This window comes from Brachybacterium sp. P6-10-X1 (assembly GCF_001969445.1).
GTDB lineage: Bacteria > Actinomycetota > Actinomycetes > Actinomycetales > Dermabacteraceae > Brachybacterium.
Map to the genome: position 1 here is coordinate 3,119,636 of NZ_CP017297.1, position 17,088 is coordinate 3,136,723.

General features: G+C 72.7%; 16 protein-coding genes. 11 read left to right on the forward strand and 5 right to left on the reverse strand.

What is annotated here, in order from left to right:
- Window positions 1-7 precede the first annotated feature (7 nt).
- The 4 genes from BH708_RS14095 (at window position 8) to BH708_RS20520 (ending at window position 5,902) form a co-directional block, all read left to right on the forward strand.
- Window positions 8-895 (forward strand): carbohydrate ABC transporter permease, encoded by an 888-nt coding sequence (locus BH708_RS14095; RefSeq protein ID WP_076809630.1) that lies wholly within the window; start codon window positions 8-10, stop codon window positions 893-895.
- Window positions 892-1,695: a carbohydrate ABC transporter permease gene (locus BH708_RS14100; RefSeq protein ID WP_076809633.1), complete on the forward strand. Its 804-nt coding sequence runs from the start codon at window positions 892-894 to the stop codon at window positions 1,693-1,695. The genes BH708_RS14095 and BH708_RS14100 overlap by 4 nt, the downstream gene beginning before the upstream one ends.
- Window positions 1,695-2,978 (forward strand): carbohydrate kinase family protein, encoded by a 1,284-nt coding sequence (locus BH708_RS14105; RefSeq protein ID WP_253705338.1) that lies wholly within the window; start codon window positions 1,695-1,697, stop codon window positions 2,976-2,978. Before BH708_RS14100 ends, BH708_RS14105 begins: the two co-directional genes overlap by 1 nt.
- A 125-nt stretch (window positions 2,979-3,103) precedes the next feature.
- On the forward strand, window positions 3,104-5,902 hold the full coding sequence (locus BH708_RS20520; RefSeq protein WP_083713610.1) for a PIG-L family deacetylase: 2,799 nt from the start codon (window positions 3,104-3,106) through the stop codon (window positions 5,900-5,902).
- Window positions 5,903-6,139: 237 nt separating this feature from the next.
- On the opposite strand, the gene BH708_RS14115 is transcribed toward BH708_RS20520, so the two are convergent.
- Window positions 6,140-7,387, reverse strand: coding sequence for an amidohydrolase (locus BH708_RS14115; RefSeq protein ID WP_076809635.1), 1,248 nt, complete (start codon window positions 7,385-7,387; stop codon window positions 6,140-6,142).
- Window positions 7,388-7,461: 74 nt separating this feature from the next.
- Window positions 7,462-7,662 carry a hypothetical protein gene (locus BH708_RS14120; RefSeq protein ID WP_076809637.1) on the reverse strand — a complete coding sequence of 67 codons (201 nt, stop codon included), beginning with the start codon at window positions 7,660-7,662 and terminating at the stop codon, window positions 7,462-7,464.
- Window positions 7,663-7,919: 257 nt separating this feature from the next.
- Here BH708_RS14120 and BH708_RS14125 point away from each other — a divergent pair, with 257 nt between their 5' ends.
- Window positions 7,920-8,681: a glycerophosphodiester phosphodiesterase gene (locus BH708_RS14125; protein WP_076809639.1), complete on the forward strand. Its 762-nt coding sequence runs from the start codon at window positions 7,920-7,922 to the stop codon at window positions 8,679-8,681.
- Window positions 8,682-8,728: 47 nt separating this feature from the next.
- On the opposite strand, the gene BH708_RS14130 is transcribed toward BH708_RS14125, so the two are convergent.
- Complete coding sequence (locus BH708_RS14130) at window positions 8,729-9,394, reverse strand: bifunctional 2-polyprenyl-6-hydroxyphenol methylase/3-demethylubiquinol 3-O-methyltransferase UbiG (protein WP_076809641.1); 666 nt, start codon at window positions 9,392-9,394, stop codon at window positions 8,729-8,731.
- 342 nt (window positions 9,395-9,736) lie between these two features.
- On the opposite strand from BH708_RS14130, the gene BH708_RS14135 reads away from it, so the two are divergent.
- Window positions 9,737-10,762, forward strand: a complete 1,026-nt coding sequence (locus tag BH708_RS14135; RefSeq protein WP_076809643.1) for an aldo/keto reductase — start codon at window positions 9,737-9,739, stop codon at window positions 10,760-10,762.
- 73 nt (window positions 10,763-10,835) lie between these two features.
- Here the strand turns inward: BH708_RS14135 and BH708_RS14140 are convergent, their stop codons facing one another.
- Window positions 10,836-11,528 (reverse strand): histidine phosphatase family protein, encoded by a 693-nt coding sequence (locus BH708_RS14140; RefSeq protein ID WP_076811330.1) that lies wholly within the window; start codon window positions 11,526-11,528, stop codon window positions 10,836-10,838.
- A 125-nt stretch (window positions 11,529-11,653) separates the two neighbouring features.
- Here BH708_RS14140 and BH708_RS14145 point away from each other — a divergent pair, with 125 nt between their 5' ends.
- The 3 genes from BH708_RS14145 (at window position 11,654) to BH708_RS14155 (ending at window position 14,415) form a co-directional block, all read left to right on the forward strand.
- Complete coding sequence (locus BH708_RS14145) at window positions 11,654-12,652, forward strand: dihydroxyacetone kinase subunit DhaK (protein ID WP_076809646.1); 999 nt, start codon at window positions 11,654-11,656, stop codon at window positions 12,650-12,652.
- A gap of 10 nt (window positions 12,653-12,662) precedes the next feature.
- On the forward strand, window positions 12,663-13,349 hold the full coding sequence (dhaL, locus tag BH708_RS14150; RefSeq protein WP_076809647.1) for a dihydroxyacetone kinase subunit DhaL: 687 nt from the start codon (window positions 12,663-12,665) through the stop codon (window positions 13,347-13,349).
- Between the two features lie 232 nt (window positions 13,350-13,581).
- Entirely contained in the window at window positions 13,582-14,415 is an 834-nt protein-coding gene (locus tag BH708_RS14155) for a sulfite exporter TauE/SafE family protein (RefSeq protein WP_083713611.1), read from the forward strand.
- Window positions 14,416-14,629: 214 nt separating this feature from the next.
- Here BH708_RS14155 and BH708_RS14160 read toward each other — a convergent pair whose 3' ends face one another.
- Window positions 14,630-15,598 carry a YafY family protein gene (locus BH708_RS14160; protein ID WP_076809649.1) on the reverse strand — a complete coding sequence of 323 codons (969 nt, stop codon included), beginning with the start codon at window positions 15,596-15,598 and terminating at the stop codon, window positions 14,630-14,632.
- 145 nt (window positions 15,599-15,743) lie between these two features.
- On the opposite strand from BH708_RS14160, the gene BH708_RS14165 reads away from it, so the two are divergent.
- On the forward strand, window positions 15,744-16,319 hold the full coding sequence (locus BH708_RS14165; RefSeq protein ID WP_076809651.1) for a DUF664 domain-containing protein: 576 nt from the start codon (window positions 15,744-15,746) through the stop codon (window positions 16,317-16,319).
- Between the two features lie 132 nt (window positions 16,320-16,451).
- Window positions 16,452-17,072 (forward strand): DinB family protein, encoded by a 621-nt coding sequence (locus BH708_RS14170; protein WP_076809654.1) that lies wholly within the window; start codon window positions 16,452-16,454, stop codon window positions 17,070-17,072.
- The last annotated feature ends 16 nt before the right edge of the window (window positions 17,073-17,088 follow it).

Sequence of the window (17,088 nt, forward strand, 5' to 3'; positions counted from 1 at the left end):
GCCGCCGATGTCGAAGAGCCCGCCCTCGGCGGTCGTGCGCTCGCGCGTGACCCCGTACCTGTTCATCCTGCCCGCGTTCGCCGTCTATGCGGCGTTCTCGCTGTACCCGCTGGTCCGGGCCGCCCAGTTCTCGCTGTACGACTGGCCCGGATTCGGGCCCTCGACCTTCGTGGGCCTGGCGAACTACGTCGACCTCGCCGGGGACGAGGCGTTCCGGGCCGCCATCGGCAACGCCCTCGTGCTGATCGCGTTCTACGCCCTGCTGCCCTTGGCGATCGGTCTGGTGCTGGCCGCGATCTTCCGCCGCGGGCAGGTGCGCGGGATGGGCTTCTTCCGCTCGGTGATCTTCCTGCCCCAGGTGATCGCGCTGGTCGTGGTCGCGGTGGCCTGGCGGAACATCTACGCCCCGAACGGACCGCTGAACGAGCTGCTGCGCGCCGTCGGGCTCGACGATCTGGCCCGCGGCTGGCTGGGCGATCCGGGAGCGGCGCTGCCCGCCGTCGGATTCATCGGCACCTGGCTGGAGATGGGGCTGGTGATGCTGCTGCTGCTGGCGGGCATGAGCCGCATTCCCGACGACCTCTTCGAGGCGGCGCGCCTGGACGGCGCCGGCCCGGTGCGGGAGTTCTTCGCCATCACCCTGCCCTCGGTGCGCGGCGAGATCGTCGTCGCCCTGGTGCTGACGATCATCGCCGCGCTGAAGACCTTCGACCTGGTCTACATGACCACCTCCGGCGGGCCCGGCAATGCCACCACCGTGCCCAGCTACGAGGTGTACTACCGGGCGTTCCAGCTGCGGGAGGTCGGCTCCGCCAGCGCCGTCGCCGTGGTGCTCACTCTCCTGGTGTTCGCGATCAACGTGCTGGTCACCCGGATCGGGGAACGCGCGTCATGAGGGTCTCCGCCGCTGAGCGCACGATGAACTACGTCGTGCTGGTGCTGTTCGCCCTGTTCGCCCTGGCCCCGATCCTCACGATCCTCGCCACGGCCGTCTCCCCGCAGATCGGTGATCCGGCCGGACTGCATCCGGGCAACTTCGTCGAGGCCTGGCAGGTGGGCGGCTTCGGCCGTTCGCTGGGCAACTCCCTGATCGTCGCCGCGATCGTGGTCACCGCCGCCGTGACGCTGTCGGTGCTGTCCGGCTACGCCTTCGGAACCATGCGCTTCCGCGGCTCGACCGTGCTGTTCTACGTGTTCCTGCTGGGGCTGATGATCCCCACCGAGGCGACCGTCATCCCGCTGTTCTTCGACCTGCGGTCCCTGGGCCTGACCGACACCTACGCCGCGATCGCCCTGCCGCAGATCGCCCAGTCCGTCGCCTTCGGCACCTTCTGGCTGCGAGCCCAGTTCCGCACCCTGCCCGTGAGCCTGCTGGAGGCCGCGGCGCTGGACGGGGCGGGTCCGGTCCGCTCCCTGCGCAGCGTGGTCGTGCCCGCCTCGGTCCCGGCCCTGACCACATTGCTGGTGCTGGTGTTCATGTGGACCTGGAACGAATTCCTCATCGCCCTGGTCATGGCCCCCGGCGGGAACCTGCGCACCGCCCCGCTGGGTCTGTCCAACTTCCAGGGCCAGTACACCGCCGAGCTCGCCCTGCTCTCGGCCGGAGCCGTCATCGTCGCGCTGCCGATGGTGATCATGTTCCTGTTCCTGCAGAGGCACTTCATCCGCGGAATGCTCGAAGGAGCCGTGAAGTGATGACCGAGAACCGACCGACCCCCGATACCCCGGCCCCGGACCGTCCTGACGCGGCCCGTCCCGCGCCGAGCCGTCCGCCGTCGGACCCCGACTCCCCGACCACGGACAGCGCGCCGGCGGACCCGGCCCCGCCGACGTCGGCCGCGGAGCGCCCCTGGCTCACCGCCCGGGAGGCCGCCGCCATCGACGCCGCCTCCGACTGGGATCCCCTGGCCGCGACCCGCGGCCAGGAGGACCCGCCGCTGGACGTGCTGCTGTCCGGAACCGTCTTCTTCGACATCGTCTTCACCGGGCTGGAGCGTCTGCCCGCTCCCGGCGAGGAGCTGTGGAGCAAGGGCATGGGATCCAGCCCCGGCGGCATCGCGAACCTCGCCGTCGCCGCCGCCCGCCTCGGCCTGCGCACCGGGCTGGTGGCCGGCTTCGGCGACGACGCCTACGCGGACTGGATGTGGCACACGATGGCGCACGAGGAGGGCATCGACCTCTCCGCCTCGAGGCGCTTCCCCGACTTCCACTCGCCGCTGACCGCCTCCGTCGCCGCCCAGGGCGACCGGGCGATGGTCACCCACGGCCACGACCTGCCCGAACCGCTCTCGGTGATGATCGCCCGCGCCCCGGCGGCCCGCGCCGCCGTCGTCGACCTGGCGGGAGAGACCGGCTGGTGGGCGGACCTCGCCCGTCGCGGGTCGAAGATCTTCGCCGACATCGGCTTCGACGAGACCGGCCGCTGGGACCTGGCCGACCTCGCGCCGCTGGCCCACTGCCACGCCTTCACCCCCAACGCCGTCGAGGCCATGGGCTACACCCGCACCGAGAGCCCCGACCGGGCCGTGCGGGCGCTCGCGGAGAAGGTGCCGCTGGCCGTGGTGACCGACGGCGCCGCCGGCTCCTACGCGATCGACGCCTCCACCGGCGAGGAGGCCTACTGCCCGGCCGTGCCCGTGACCGCGATCGACACCACCGGTGCCGGGGACGTCTTCGCCGCCGCCATGGTGCTGGGCAGCCTCGCGGACTGGCCGCTGGCCGAGCGGTTGAAGTTCGCCTCGCTCTGCTCCGCGCTGGCCGTCCAGCAGTTCGGCGGGTCCCTGGCCGCCCCCGGCTGGGGCGACATCACCGACTGGTGGCGCCACCTCTCCGACGCGGCCGACGGCGGGGACCTGCGCGCCGCCTACACCCGCGACGGCTACCGATTCCTCGACGACGTCGTCCCCGACCACCAGGTCCAGGGCCGACGCCGCGCCCAGGGCACCTTCGCCCTGCGCTCGGACGCCGGCAAGCACTGAGCGGGGCATCGAGAGCTGCCGCGGCCGCGCGACGACGCGAGGTCGCGGGAGCCGCCCGAGACCATCTCGAGACATCCCGACCTCGTGCCGCATCGCCGCGGCGCCCCGTGAGAGACGAGAACCCCATGTCGCACCCTGCCCCCGTGAACGCCTCCTCCTGCATCGATCCGGCCGCGCCGACCGACCTCCGATCAGCCGACGCCCGGCGCGGTCCGTTCAGCAGGCGCCGACTGCTGCAGGGGTCCGCTGCGCTGGGCCTCGCCGCCGGCGCCACCGCCCTGGACCTCAGCTCCCTCACCCCGGAGGAGAGGGCGCTGGCCGACGGGACCGTCGACCTCGACATCCTGTACATCGGGGCCCATCCCGACGACGAGGCGTGGACGCTCGCGGCCCTCGGCCAGTGGAACGAGTTCGCGGGACAGCGGGCCGGGGTCATCACCGTCACCCGCGGGGAGGGCGGCGGCAACGCCGTCGGCCTCGAGGAGGGCCCCGCCCTCGGACTGATCCGCGAGACCGAGGAGCGCACCGCCGTCGGCTACGCGGGCATCGAGCACGTCGTCAACCTCGACGCCGTCGACTTCTTCTACACCCTCTCGGCCCCGCTGACCGACGAGGTGTGGGGCGGCTCCGAGGTGCTCAGCCGCGTGATCCGCGTGGTCCGGGCGACCCGGCCCGACGTCATCATCACCATGAACCCCTCCGCCGTCGAGGGCAACCACGGCAACCACCAGCAGGCCGCGAAGTTCGCCGTCGAGGCATACCTGCTCGCCGGCCGCGAGGACGTGTTCCCCGAGCACGTCGAGGAGGGTCTGCGGCCCTTCTCCCCGCGCAGGATCCTGCGATCGGGGTCCGACGGCAGCGCGAGCACCGGACCGGACGCCGTCGCCCAGGGGTTCGAGCCGGAGGTGGCCAGCGACATCGTCTTCGGCGCCTGGGACGGCACCGGATCCGAGCGTCACGGCAAGCGCTGGAGCGCCGTGCGGGACGACGCCGTCCACAGCTACCGCACCCAGGGCTGGTTCGCCATCCCGCCCTCGCCCACCGACCCCGCGCAGATCCCCGCCACCTGGTTCACGCTGCTCGCCTCCCGGACCCCGGTGGTGGACCCCACCTCCTCCGACACGGCCGCGCTGCAGGGGGCGAGTCTGCCGATCGACGGCGGACTGCCGCTCGGCACCACCGTGGAGATCGACGCCGACCGCTTCGCCGTCCTGCCGGGCCAGGACCTCGAGGTGACCGTCACGGTCGGCTCCCCGGGCCGAGCCCTGCCCGGAACCGCCGTCGAGCTCGAGGTGCCGCAGGGCTGGTCCGTCGGCGGCTCGCAGGAGATCGGTACGGTGCCGGCGAAGCAGGAGCGCACCGCGGCCTTCACGGTCACCGTCGCCGAGGACGCCACCCCGGGTGAGCACCTGCTCCTGCGCGCCCGGGCCTCCTCGCGCGGGTCGAGCGGGCAGAACGTGCTCCCGCTGCGCACCGCCGGCCCGGTCGAGGCCGGCCTCGCCGAACGACCGGAGATCGCGGAGTTCCTGGCGTGGACGGAAGAGCTCGGGATGCAGCGGCTGGACACGCTGGTGCCGACGCGCCGTGCGCTCGGCTCCGGGCTCGCCGAGACCCTCGAGGTCGTGGCGCACAACCTGTCCGAGGACGAGCAGGACGCCGAGGTGGTCCTCGACCTCCCCGAAGGATTCTCGGTCGATCCGGCCCAGCTGCTGGTCGAGGCGATCCCCGCGGGCGGGGAGAGCACCATCGAGGTGCGGATCGAGAACACCGACGCCTCGCTGCCCACGGCGAACCGGGCCCCCGACGGCGGCGTCTACCCCGTCACCGTGACGGCAACCGCCGCCGGTGTCACGGCGCCCCGCTCCCAAGGGCTGCATCTGGTGCCCCGCCTGGTGGCCACCCGGACCGAGGGCATCGAGGTCGATGCCGCCCGCGGCACCGGGGAGTATCCGGGGGACGGCATCGACATCGGGACCCTCTGGGAGGGGGACGAGGTGACGCCCGAGGACGCCTCCGGCACCACCTGGGTGACCTACGACGACGAGAGTCTCTGCGTGTTCGTGAAGGTCGTGGACGACACCTCGGGCGCGCTGCTGCCCCCGGAGGACAACAAGCAGCGTTTCCGCACCGACTCGATCGAGATCATGATCGATCCTCGCGCCGCCTCGGAGAACACGGCGACCACGTTCATCCTCGGCGCGCTGCCGGGCACCGCGTTCGACGGCGGGATCGGTGGCCCCGCCGCCGGCCGCGACCATGACAACCGGCAGGGGCCGATCGAGGAGACGGCCCCCGGCGTGCGGATCGACGCGATCATCTCCGACCCTTACGAGGGCTACGTGGTCGAGACCCGCATCCCCTTCTCGGAGCTGCCCGACGGCATCGACCCGGCGCACCTCGGCTTCAACGTCGTCGTCTACGACTCCGACACCCAGGACCGGACCGGGCAGTCCCGGATCGGCTGGTCGACCTTCCCCGGGGTCCAGGCCGACCCCTACCGGTGGGGGCTGCTCGAGCTCCCCGGGCTCGCCGAGGCCCCGTCGGACCCGGTCGAGCCGCGGATCCCGGACACCGCCGCCCGGTCCGTCCAGTCCCCGGCCTCGATCATCCAGGCGGCCGACGACGGCACCGGCCTCGGCGGCGCGCCCGCGCTGTCGGCCAAGGCCCTGCGGCTGGACAAGGTCTCGCGCACGGCCGACGGTGTCTCCGCCCGGGTGCGCACCCGGGAGGCGGGGACGGTGCGCCTGTACCTGTGGGACGGCAGCGCCATCGTCGGCGCCCTCGACGCCCGGGAGGTCGGCGCCGGCACGGAGACGCTCGCGGTGCCGCTGGCCGGGGAGGTCGCCGAGGACGGGACGCTGACCCTGGCCGCGTCCCTGGAGACGGAGGACGGCACCGCCGCCGCGAGCACCGTCCTGGAGTGACTCGGTCCCGGTGCGTGCAGCAGACCCGGCCCGAGCTCTCGCGTCGCCCCGCCCGGTCATGGGGAGAACTCCCCGGGGAGTCCGACCGGGGGAGTCCGCCCCATCGCGCTCCGCCCGGATCGCCCCTAGATTCTGGGCACCGGGTGCGGGTCCTGCGGGGGACGCGGGGACGGGGCGGGGGCCCGTCCTCGCTGGGGGAGCCGGCCCGACGACGGGGGTCGTCGGGCCGGCACGGGGTCAGCCGCGCAGGTGGGCGAGCACGGCGGTCGCGGCCGCCTCGGTGGCGACGCCAATGGTCGGCTGGAGGTCCGGGGACCACAGCGGGCTGTGGTTGGGGTAGGTCTCCCGCCCCTCGGCATAGGCGCCGACGCCCCAATAGCAGTACGGCGCCCCGAAGGCGTCCGGCACGATCGAGAAGTCCTCGGAGGCGGTCACCGGGGACATCTCCTCGACCCGCTCCTGCCCGAACTGCGCCACGAAACCGTCGCGCACCACCTCGGCCGCCGCATCATCGTTCGTGGTCAGCGGGTAGCGGTCGGAGATCTCGATCTCCGGCTCGCGCGGGGACCGGGCGGCCTCGCACTCGGCCCGCACCATCCGTTCGACGCCCGCGATCAAGTGGTCCAGGATGTCCTCGTCGTAGGCGCGGAAGTTCAGCAGCATCGTCGCGCTGTCGGGGATGATGTTGGCGCTGGAGCCGGCCTGCAGGGAGCCGACGGTGACCACCCCGAAGTCCGCCGGGGACAGCTCCCGGGCCACCAGGGTCTGGACCCGGGTGACGATCGCGGAGGCCAGCACCACCGGGTCCACCCCGAGATGCGGCATCGAGCCGTGGGAGCCGGCGCCGTGGACCACGATCCGGGCCGATGTCGCCGTGGACATCACCGGTCCCGAGGTCACGGCCACCTTCCCGGCCACCGGATCGGTGAGCACGTGCTGTCCCAGGCACACGTCGGGGGTGGGGACCTGCTCGACCACGCCGGCCTCGACCATGGAGCGGGCCCCGGCGGCCTTCTCCTCTCCGGGCTGGAACAGGGCGATGTACGTCCCCGACCAGTCCTCGCGACGCTCGGCCAGCAGCTTGGCGGCGCCGAGTCCGGCGGTGATGTGGAAGTCGTGGCCGCACGCGTGCATCGTCGGCTGCTCGACCCCGTCCGCATCGGTCTGCGTCGCGGTCGAGGCGTAGTCCAGGCCGGAGGCCTCCTGCACGGGCAGGCCGTCGATGTCGGCGCGGAACAGGACGGTGCGGCCCTCGCCGCCCCGGCCGCCCTGGCCACCCTCGCCGCCCGTGAGCACGCCGACCACGCCGCCGCCGATCTCGTGGACCTCGTAGCCGTACTTCGTCAGCTGCGCGGCGATCACGTCGCGGGTGCGCTCCTCCCGCATCGACAGCTCCGGGTGGCGGTGGAAGTCCTTCAGCAGCGCCTCCTGCCAGGAGGTCTGCTCCTGGAGCGCGGCATTCATCGCGGTGCTGAGCACGGTCATGAGTTCTCCTTGTCGGTCGGGTCGATCCGCACGGCGCGACGGGTCGATCCGCACGGCGCGAGGGGAAGTCCCCGTCACTCGTCGTCGTAGCCCTCGCCGTGGTCGCCGTCCTCGTCGTCCCCATCATCGTCCTCGTCGTCGTCCCGACGGGGTGCGGGGACGAAGAACGTGAGCTTCACCAGGGCCGCTCCGACCACCAGCAGCACGAGCACGGTGATGCCCATGCCGACCAGAACAGTCAGCTCCCACCCGCTCAGGCCGAAGAAGATATTCACTGTCCCACCCCTATTTCCGCCGGCGCTCCGGTCGGCTTCCTCCGGCGCACCGGTCGACGGTCGGCGCCCGCGCGGCAACCGCTCCGAACTCGCGCGCCGGACGCTCTGGTCGGTGTCAACCTACCGTCGGGCGTGGCCGCCCGGGAGCTCGCAGCGTGGTTCGGGCACGGGAAGCACGCTCGTGGTGAGAGGCTGGACCCCGCCACCGCGGTCGATCCGCGATCCACCATCCGACAGAGCCGACGGAGTCCAGCACTATGACCAGCAGCGATCCCGCCCGCCCCGAGCGACCGTTCACCATCGTCGGCCACCGCGGAGCGATGGCGAGCGTCCTCGAGAACACGATCGCGTCCTTCGAGGAGGCCGAGCGCGTCGGCTGCCAGGAGATCGAGCTCGACATCCGACCCAGCGCCGACGGCCGCCTCGTGCTCACCCACGACCGCAGCCTGGATCGCATGATGGCCGAGGAAGATCGCGGGCTCGGTCCCGTGGACTCCATGGAATGGGTCGAGCTGCAGACTGTGGTGCTGCGCGGCGGCCATCGGGTGACCACCCTCGAGGAGGCCATCAAGGCGACCAGCGTCTTCCTGCAGGTCGAGATCAAGGATCCGGCCGTGGTGCCGCTGCTGGCCGAGCGGGTCGATCAACTTCCGGCGCTCACTCACAGGGTGCGTCTGACCAGCTTCGACACCGAGGCCCTGGTCCACGCCCGGGAGCTGATGCCGCAGATCCCCCGCGGTCAGATCATCCACGGCCTGCCGCTGCCCGAGGACCGCCACGAGGATCTGGAGAGCATCCTCGAGCGGACCGGCGCGGACGCCCTGTACTGCGGGTGGAAGGGCCTGACCGCCGAGGTGGTCGCCGAGCAGCACGCCGCGGGCCGGCTGGTGCACGGCTGGCCCACCCGCAGCGAGGACGATGTTCGTCGCGCGCTCGAGCTGGGGCTCGACGGGACCACGGCCGACGATCCCGAGGCGGCGTTCGGCTGGTACGAGCAGGCTCGCTCCGGGGATGGCTGATCAGCCACTCCGTGGCGCCGACAGCGGGGGCTCCCCGTCGGCGGAGCTCACCGGCGGCGCAGCACCATGACGGCATCCAGGTGCTCACCGTGCGTGCCGTCGGGGCTGACGGCGGGACGCCGGCGGTCCTCGGCGACCTCCACCACCCAGTCGGCGGCGGGCTGTGCGAGCTGCTCCGCCTCCGTACGCACGTCGACCATGTGCGCGGGATGGTGCTCGGCCCAGGAGGGCGGGGCCGCATGGGAGATGGTCACCAGATGTCCGCCGGGGCGCAGCGCGGCGGCGGCGCGCCGCAGGATCGACACCCGGTCCAGCGCCACCTCGGACTGGAAGAAGGAGGCGGTGACCAGGTCTGCAGACTCCGGCTCCGGCCGCCAGGCATCGAGGTCCGTCGCGGTGAACGAGGCACCCTCGAGACCGCGGGCTGAGGCCTCGGACCGGGCGCGGTCGACGGCGGTGGGGGAGATGTCCAGGCCGTGCGCGATCCAGCCCTGCTCGGCCAGCCATAGCACGTCCCCGCCCTCGCCGCAGCCGAGGTCGATCGCGGTGCCGGGAGTGAGGTCGGCGGTCACCTCGGCGAGGGTCGCGTTGACCTGCCCGGACCAGATGCGCTCGGAGTCGGCGTAGCGCTGCTCCCAGTGATCGGTGGGGGAGAGGGACGGATCAGCTGCGGTGTGATCGTGCGGGGCGGCGTGCTGGTGCTCGTGGGCCATGGAACGAGAGTGGCAGGTCCAGGGGCGGTGAGGAAGTGCTCGTGCGCGGAACGCCCGGTGGGGCAGGGGCGCGGATAGGCGGGTCGGGCCGCTCTGCTCCTCGTGGACGACCTGCGCGAACGTGGCGTCGCGCTGATCATCGCTCACCTCCACCCAGGCCACGGAGCGTCCCCACGGATCGTGGGGCGGCTCGGCATGATGCCGTCCGACGTTGTCGTCGACGGGGAGATGCAGTGGACCGGGCCCTTTGCCTGAGGTGGTCGGGCGCCGTCTGGGAGACTGGGCACCGCACCTGGCGCCGCAGCTCAGCGGCTCCCTGATGAACCGAGGTCAACGATGTCCATGCAGCACCGCACCCCTACCCGGCTGGGCCGCCCGCTGTCCGTGATCGGCCAGGGATGCTGGCAGATCGGCGCCGATTGGGGCGAGGTCTCCGACGATGCCGCCCATGCCGTGCTCGATGCCGCGCTGGAGGCGGGCGTGAGCTTCTTCGACACGGCCGATGTGTACGGCGACGGCCGCAGTGAGCGCCTGGTGGGCCAGATGCGGAACGCGGCCGCGGACGGGGCCGAGGGCGCCGGCCCGTCGGCCCCGCTGTTCCTGGCCACCAAGGTCTCCCGTCGGGCCGATCCCTTCGCCCCGGCGTCCTTCACCGAGGAGCATCTGCGCGCCTGGGTGGAGCGCTCGCGACAGAACCTCGCGATGGACACTCTCGACCTCGTCCAGCTGCACTGCCCGCCGCCGGAGATCTACCGCGACGACCGGGTCTTCGATGTGCTCGACTCCCTCGCCGCGGAGAAGAAGATCGCTGCGTGGGGCGTGAGCGTGGAGACGTGTGAGGAGGCGCTGATCAGCCTCGAGCGCGAGCATCTCGCCTCGATCCAGATCGTCCTGAACCCGTTCCGACTCAAGCCCCTCGAGGCCGTCGTGCCGCGGGCTCGCGAGAAGGGCGTGGCGATCATCGCCCGCGTCCCGCTCGCCTCCGGTCTGCTCACCGGCAAGTTCTCCGCGGACACCAGCTTCGCCGCGAACGACCACCGCAGCTTCAACCGCCACGGGCAGGCCTTCGACCAGGGCGAGACCTTCGCCGGTGTCGAGTACGAGCTGGGGCTGGAGGCCGTCGCGCGCCTCGAGCACGCGCTGCGCTGGGAGATGCCACTGCCGGAGGCGTCGCTGCGCTGGATCCTCGCCCAGGACGGCGTGACCGCCGCGATCCCCGGGGCCAGCAGCGGTGAGCAGGCCCGGCGCAACGCCGCTGCGGGCAGCGTCGCCACCGACGAGCAGCAGCAGATCCTCGCCCGCTTCGACGAGACCGTGCGGGAGACCTACGACGAGCTGCTGCGGGAGTCGATCCACCCGCGATGGTGAGCTGGAACGGTGTCGCGGACCGGACCACGCCGGCGCGGCCGGCGGTGCGCGACGACCAACTGTCCGCCCGATCTCACCGGTCCTCGGTCGCGTCCTCCACGGCATCGGTGGTGTCGTCGGCCGTGACGTCGTGGCTGGTGTCGCCGCGCAGCTGCGCCCCGCCGACGGGGTCGTTGACCCAGGAGCTCAGTTCCCAGCCGCGGTCGGGATGCCCCGTCAGCACCACCAGGCCCGTGTTGTACAGCGGTTGGTCATCCAAGGTCTCCAGGGCGAGGCCCGCCGCGACGGTGGCATAGATGCGGATCGCGGCGCCGTGGCTGACCACGGCGATGGTGGCGTCCTCGGGATGCTCGTCGCCGATCGATCGCAGCGCGGCGTCGTAGCGGGCGAAGAAGGCGTGCCCGTCCTCGCCCCCGGGGATCGCGTGGTCGAGGTCGCCCTCCGCCCAGCGCACGAGGTTCTCCTGGTAGGCGGCGACCGCGGCGTGGCCGCGGCCCATCTCGTGATCCCCGGCGGCGATCTCCTCGAGACCCTCGGCGACCTCGGCGGTGAGCCCGCGCGCCGACGCCAGCGGGGCGGCGGTCTGCTGGGTGCGCAGCAGCGGGGAGACGCGCAGCGAGGCGATGTCCTCCCCCGCCAGTGCCTCGGGGACCGCCCGGGCCTGCTCGTGGCCGAGGTCCGTCAGGCCGGCGCCGGGGCGCTCGGTGTCCAGCGCTCCCTGGACGTTGCTCGAGGTCTGGCCATGGCGGAGGAGGAGAAGACGCATGTCCAGGACCATAGGGCACCGGGATCATCGCCGCTCCCAGCAGGCCCCACGGATCCGACCGCCCGCCGTCGGCGGCTCGGCCACGGCGTAGCCTGGGCCTCATCCCCTCCGACGAAGGAGCATCCATGCGCCGCAGCATCGTCAACGACCCGGACGACCTGATCCCCGAGGCCCTCGAGGGCTTCGCCCTGAGCCACCCCGACCTGCTCGCGCTGCACGCCGAGCACCGCTTCCTCACCCGCGCCGAGCCCGCCCGCGACAAGGTGGGCCTGGTCTCCGGCGGCGGATCCGGCCATGAGCCCCTGCACGCGGGGTTCGTCGGCGCCGGGATGCTCGACGTCGCCGTCGCCGGCGCCGTCTTCGCCAGCCCCACCGCCCTGCAGGTCCTGGAGGCGACCAAGGCGGCGGACTCCGGCCGCGGCGTGGTCCAGATCGTCAAGAACTACACCGGCGACGTGCTGAACTTCCGCATCGCCGGGGAGATCACCGAGGACGACGCTCTGGAGTCCGAGATGGTGCTGGTCGACGACGACCTCGCCACCGACACCGGTGACGAGGAGGGGCCCGGCCGGCGCGGCACCGCCGCCACCGTCATCATCGAGAAGGTCTGCGGCGCCGCCGCGGAGGAGGGCGCGAGCCTGGCCGAGGTCGCCGCGATCGGCCGCCGCGCCGCGGCGTCGGCCCGCACCATGAGCCTCGCCCTGTCCGCCGGCACGCATCCCGGGGACGCGGAGCCCCAGTTCGCTCTCGAGGACGACGAGGTCGAGCTCGGCGTCGGGATCCACGGTGAACGGGCGGCGAAGCGCGCCTCCTTCACCAACGCGAACGGGCTCACCGACCTGCTGCTCGAGCCGTTGCTGGACGATCTCGACCTGAGTCGCGGCGACGAGGTCATCGCGATCGTCAACGGCCTGGGCTCCACCTACCCGCTGGAGCTGAATCTCGTCGCCCGCGCCCTGCACCACCGGCTCGACGGGGAGGGCATCACGATCAGCCGCTCGCTCGTCGGCCCCTACGTGACCAGCCTGGACATGCACGGAGTCTCGATCACCCTGATGCCGTTGGACGACGAGCTGCGCCGACTCTGGGACGCACCCGTCCGCACCCCGTCCCTGACCTGGTAAGGAGCACGTCATGAACGATCAGACCCCCAGCATCCCCCTCCCCGGAGGTTTCGGCCGCGCGTTCGTCCTCACCCTGCGCGAGGCCCTCGTCGGCGCCGCCGACGACCTCGGCGACCTCGACCGCCGCGCCGGCGACGGCGACTTCGGCACCAACATCCGCACCGCGGTGAAGCACCTCGACGCCAACCTCGAGGCCGACGACCCCACCAGCTACCGCGAGTGGCTGACCGCGCTGTACATGGCGTGGCTCGGCGTGGGCGGGACCAGCGGGCCCCTGTTCGGCATGTTCTTCCGCGAGCTCGCGAAGGCGGCGGAGGACGGCAACGCTCCCACCGCGGCGCAGTTCGCCGACGCGCTCGCCGCCGGCCAGGCCACGGTGCAGCGCTACGGCGAGGCGAAGGTGGGCGACAAGACGATGATCGACGCCCTCGACCCGGCCGTCGCCGCCCTGCGCACGACCCTCGAGGCCGATGTCGAGACCACCGCCGTCGAGGCCCTGTTCGCGGCGGAGGACGCCGCGATCGCCGCGGCCGCCGCCACGGCGCAGACCACCGCGCGCCGCGGCCGCGCCAGCTACGTCGGCGACGCCTCCCAGGGCGTCATCGACCCCGGCTCCGCCGCCATGGCCCTCGTGATCGGCTCCGCCCGCGCCGGCGCCGACGGATCGGGCACCGTCGACCTCTCCTGGATCGCCTGACAGGATCTCGGCCCGCCCCGCCTGGCCGCCCCGCCCCGCCTGGCCGCCCCGCCCGCTCGAGCGGCACGATGGGCGGGGGCGGGAGCGTGCGACGGGCCGGCGGGAGCGCGCGATGGACCGACGGCGGGAGCGTGCGACGCGCCGACGGCGGGCGGGCCCGGTGGACCGACGGTTGGAACGCGCGGTGGACCGGCACGGCTCTCGGTGATCGTCGCTGGTAGCTTCGACTCCCGTGTCCGACCTCGCTGCCCTGATCCCCACGCTCGCCACGGCCTCCTGGCTGCTGGTGGCGGTCGGTGCCGTCGTCGTCGGCCTGTCCAAGACCGCGATGCCCGGGGGCGGCACGATCGCCGTGGGCCTGTTCGCCCTCGCCCTGCCCGCCAAGGAATCCACCGCCGCGCTGCTGCTCCTGCTCATGGTGGGCGACGCGACCGCGCTGTGGGTCTACCGGCGCGAGCCGGACGTGCGCACCCTGGTGCGGCTGATCCCCAGCGTGCTGATCGGCATCGTGCTGGGCACGGTCTTCTTCGCGACCGTCGGCGGGGACACGGTGCGCACCACCATCGGCGTGATCCTGCTGGCCTTGATCGCGGTGACCGTCTGGCGCCGCCGCGCCGCCCGGACGAAGGCGCCGGAGACGGAGGAAGCGACCACCGTCGGATCCGGCACGAGCACGGCGCCTGCGCCGACCGCTGGGCCCTCCCGCCTCGGGGTCGCCCTCAGCCGGGCCGGGTACGGGGCGCTCGGCGGCTTCACGACCATGGTCGCCAACGCCGGCGGACCCGTGATGTCGATGTACTTCTACGCGATGCGGATGCCGGTGCTCACGTTCCTGGGCACCTCCGCCTGGTTCTTCGCGATCGTCAACGTGGTCAAGCTCCCGTTCTCCGCGGGCCTCGGCCTGATCACCCGGGACACCCTGGTCATGGACCTGATGATGGTGCCGCTGGTGCTGCTGGGTGCCTATTGCGGGACGAAGATCGCCCGTCGGATCCCGCAGCGGGTCTTCGAGTCCACGGTGCTGGTGCTCACCGTCGGCTCGGCGCTCGCGCTGCTGATCATCTGACGCGCTCCGGTCGGATCAGGCCCCGGTGAACCAGAACCCGTCGAAAGCATCCTTGTAGACCCGGTAGGCCATGGTCGAGGAGCCGTAGCGGAAGGTGCCCAACAGCTGCCCGTCGGCCCAGGCCGGTGAAGCAGGTCCCGTCCTCGGCGTGGCACGTCCTCAGCTCGGGTGGGACGAGTCTCAGGATGCCCGTCCCCTCGTCCGCCCTCGACGCTCACGGTGCGTCGGGGGCCAGGTGGGCCGTGGCCGCCCGGGCGCTGATCTCCTGCAGCACGGTGACCAGCTCGGGCGGCTCGATCACCTCGATCGGAGCGCCCAGACGACACAGGTGCAGGGCGATCCAGTGCAGGTCGTCGGCCTCGGTCCCCGCCCGGAGGATGCACGCTCCGTCCCCGTCGGGCGTGACGGTCGCGGTGCGCGGCGGGACCCGGTCGGCGATCTCCGTGTAGGGGGCGAGCAGCCGCACGGTCAGGGTCCGCGCATAGGCGCCATGGGTGATGGAGGCGCGCACGGTGGCCTCGATGTCGGGCGTCGGCCGCGGCGTGATGCGGAAGGTGCTCGCGTGCACCGCATGCATGCGGTCCAGCCGGAAGGTGCGCCAGTCCTCGCGCTCCAGGTCCCAGGCGAACAGGTACCAGTGTCCGTCGATCGAGAGCACCCGCCGCGGCTCGATGCGGCGCTCGAAGCGCTCCCCGTCGAGGCGCTCGTAGTCCACGCGCACCCGCAGCCCGTCGCGCACGGCGGTGGCCAGCGCGAGCAGCACCTCCGCACGGGCGGCGGGCAGCGGGCGGGCGACCACCCCCATCGCCTCGGCCACCGCGGAGACCTCCGAGCGCACCTCGGGCGGCAGGATCCGGTCCAGCGCCGCCAGAGCACGCAGCGCGTCCGCGTCGAGACCCTCGAGACCGGAGGTGGCGGTCAGGCGCAGGCCGACGGCGACCGCGACGGCCTCGCGCGCGCCCAGCAGCAGCGGCGGCAGCTCCCGGCCGGCTCCGAGCTGGTAGCCGCCGCCGTGCCCGGCCGAGGTCAGCACCGGATACCCCATCGCCCGCAGCCGGTCGATGTCGCGCCGCACCGTCCGTACCGTCACGCCGAGCTCGGCGCCCAGCTCCGGGCCGGTCCAGACGGAGCGGGACTGCAGCAGCGCGAGCAGCCGCAGGGCTCTCGTGGTCACGTCGCTCATGGGAGCAGTCTGGCCCACTTCGCGGACAGGATCTGTCCGCCCATGCCGGAAAGGTGTGATCCGACAGCACAGGGAGGGCCATCCGGGCCCGCCCGTCCGGCGCCGGCCCTCAGGCTCGCCGCCGCACCGATCGAAGGAGACCACGATGCCGTTCCTGACCGCAGAGACCACCCATGAGCTCGACAGCCTCGCCACCTTCGCCGGCCAGCAGATCGAGCAGGTCGCGACCGCCCTGCACGGGCTCACCCCCGCACAGATCCGTCAGACCCCGAGCGCGTCGGCGATGAGTCTGGGGGCTCTCGCCCGCCACGTCATCCTCGTCTCCGACAGCGCGGCGATGCGCATCGCCGCCGCTCCGGGAGCAGGGGATGATCCGCAGCGCACGCCGGCGCAGTTCCAGGCCGAGGGCGGCATCGCGCCGGAGGCCGTGCGGGAGGAGGACACCGCCGAATCGCTCATCGCCGAGCTCCAGCAGGTCGCCGAGCATCTCACCGCTGCCCTGCGGGCGTCGGACCCTGAGGCCGAGGGCCAGTTCCCCGACCAGCCCTGGTTCGAGGGCAGGACGACCTGGACCGTGCGCTGGTACGCCCTGCACCAGATCGAGGAGAACGCCCGGCACGCCGGGCACGCCGACATCCTGCGCGAGAGCATCGACGGGAAGGGCGCCTACGAGCTGAACGCCCTGGCGGCCGGCCAGGAGTGGCCGCCGGCGGGCTGGTGAGCATCGAGCGGACGGAGCACCCTGACGGGGCCGACCCCGTCGGATCGCCGGCCTCCGACCCAGGGCCGCGAAGGCCGCACGGCGCGGCCCAGATCGACCGAGCGCACGATCACGAGAGCAAGGAGAATCGCCATGACCAGCAACGATCCGAACAGTGCAGCCGCAGAGCCCATCGGGAGGGACGGTGACCTGCCCACTGTGCTGCTCGACCAGATCGAGTACCACGTCGGCGAGTTCGCACGGCCCCAGCTCGACGGGCTGACCGATGCGGAGTACTACTTCGACCCCACCGCGAGCGGCACCGCCTGGACCATCCACCCCCGCGCGGCCGACGGCGAGAGGCCGCCGACCTCGATCCAGGGCGGCTCCGGGGACGTGGTCATCGACTTCGAGTTCCCCGAACCCGATCCGGCCCCGCTGACCACCATCGCCTGGCGGTTCGGGCACATCATCGTCGGCGTGCTCGGGACGCGCAGCCATGCGCATTTCGGCGGCCCGCCCGCGGACTACATGACCTGGGACTACCCCGACACCGCGCAGGAGGCTCTGGCGCAGTTCGATGCCGCGTACGAGCGGTGGATCGCCGGCGTGCGCACCTGGAGCGAGGACGACCTGCAGGTCGCCGTCGGTGAGGCCGAGGGGCCGTGGGCCGAGTACTCCCGCGCCACCCTCGTCGCCCACATCAACCGCGAGCTCATCCACCACCTCGCCGAGATCGCGCTGCTGCGGGACCTGTGGGCGCACCGGGGATGAGGGCGCTCGCAGCGGC

Coding starts and splice junctions, on each gene's coding strand:
- BH708_RS14130 (WP_076809641.1), bottom strand. CDS start 9,394: ATGGCCCACGAGCACCAGCACGCCGCCCCGCACGATCACACCGCAGCT.
- dhaL (WP_076809647.1), top strand. CDS start 12,663: ATGAACGATCAGACCCCCAGCATCCCCCTCCCCGGAGGTTTCGGCCGC.
- BH708_RS14100 (WP_076809633.1), top strand. CDS start 892: ATGAGGGTCTCCGCCGCTGAGCGCACGATGAACTACGTCGTGCTGGTG.
- BH708_RS20520 (WP_083713610.1), top strand. CDS start 3,104: ATGTCGCACCCTGCCCCCGTGAACGCCTCCTCCTGCATCGATCCGGCC.
- BH708_RS14105 (WP_253705338.1), top strand. CDS start 1,695: ATGACCGAGAACCGACCGACCCCCGATACCCCGGCCCCGGACCGTCCT.
- BH708_RS14135 (WP_076809643.1), top strand. CDS start 9,737: ATGCAGCACCGCACCCCTACCCGGCTGGGCCGCCCGCTGTCCGTGATC.
- BH708_RS14115 (WP_076809635.1), bottom strand. CDS start 7,387: ATGACCGTGCTCAGCACCGCGATGAATGCCGCGCTCCAGGAGCAGACC.
- BH708_RS14095 (WP_076809630.1), top strand. CDS start 8: ATGTCGAAGAGCCCGCCCTCGGCGGTCGTGCGCTCGCGCGTGACCCCG.
- BH708_RS14125 (WP_076809639.1), top strand. CDS start 7,920: ATGACCAGCAGCGATCCCGCCCGCCCCGAGCGACCGTTCACCATCGTC.
- BH708_RS14140 (WP_076811330.1), bottom strand. CDS start 11,528: ATGCGTCTTCTCCTCCTCCGCCATGGCCAGACCTCGAGCAACGTCCAG.
- BH708_RS14145 (WP_076809646.1), top strand. CDS start 11,654: ATGCGCCGCAGCATCGTCAACGACCCGGACGACCTGATCCCCGAGGCC.
- BH708_RS14165 (WP_076809651.1), top strand. CDS start 15,744: ATGCCGTTCCTGACCGCAGAGACCACCCATGAGCTCGACAGCCTCGCC.
- BH708_RS14160 (WP_076809649.1), bottom strand. CDS start 15,598: ATGAGCGACGTGACCACGAGAGCCCTGCGGCTGCTCGCGCTGCTGCAG.
- BH708_RS14170 (WP_076809654.1), top strand. CDS start 16,452: ATGACCAGCAACGATCCGAACAGTGCAGCCGCAGAGCCCATCGGGAGG.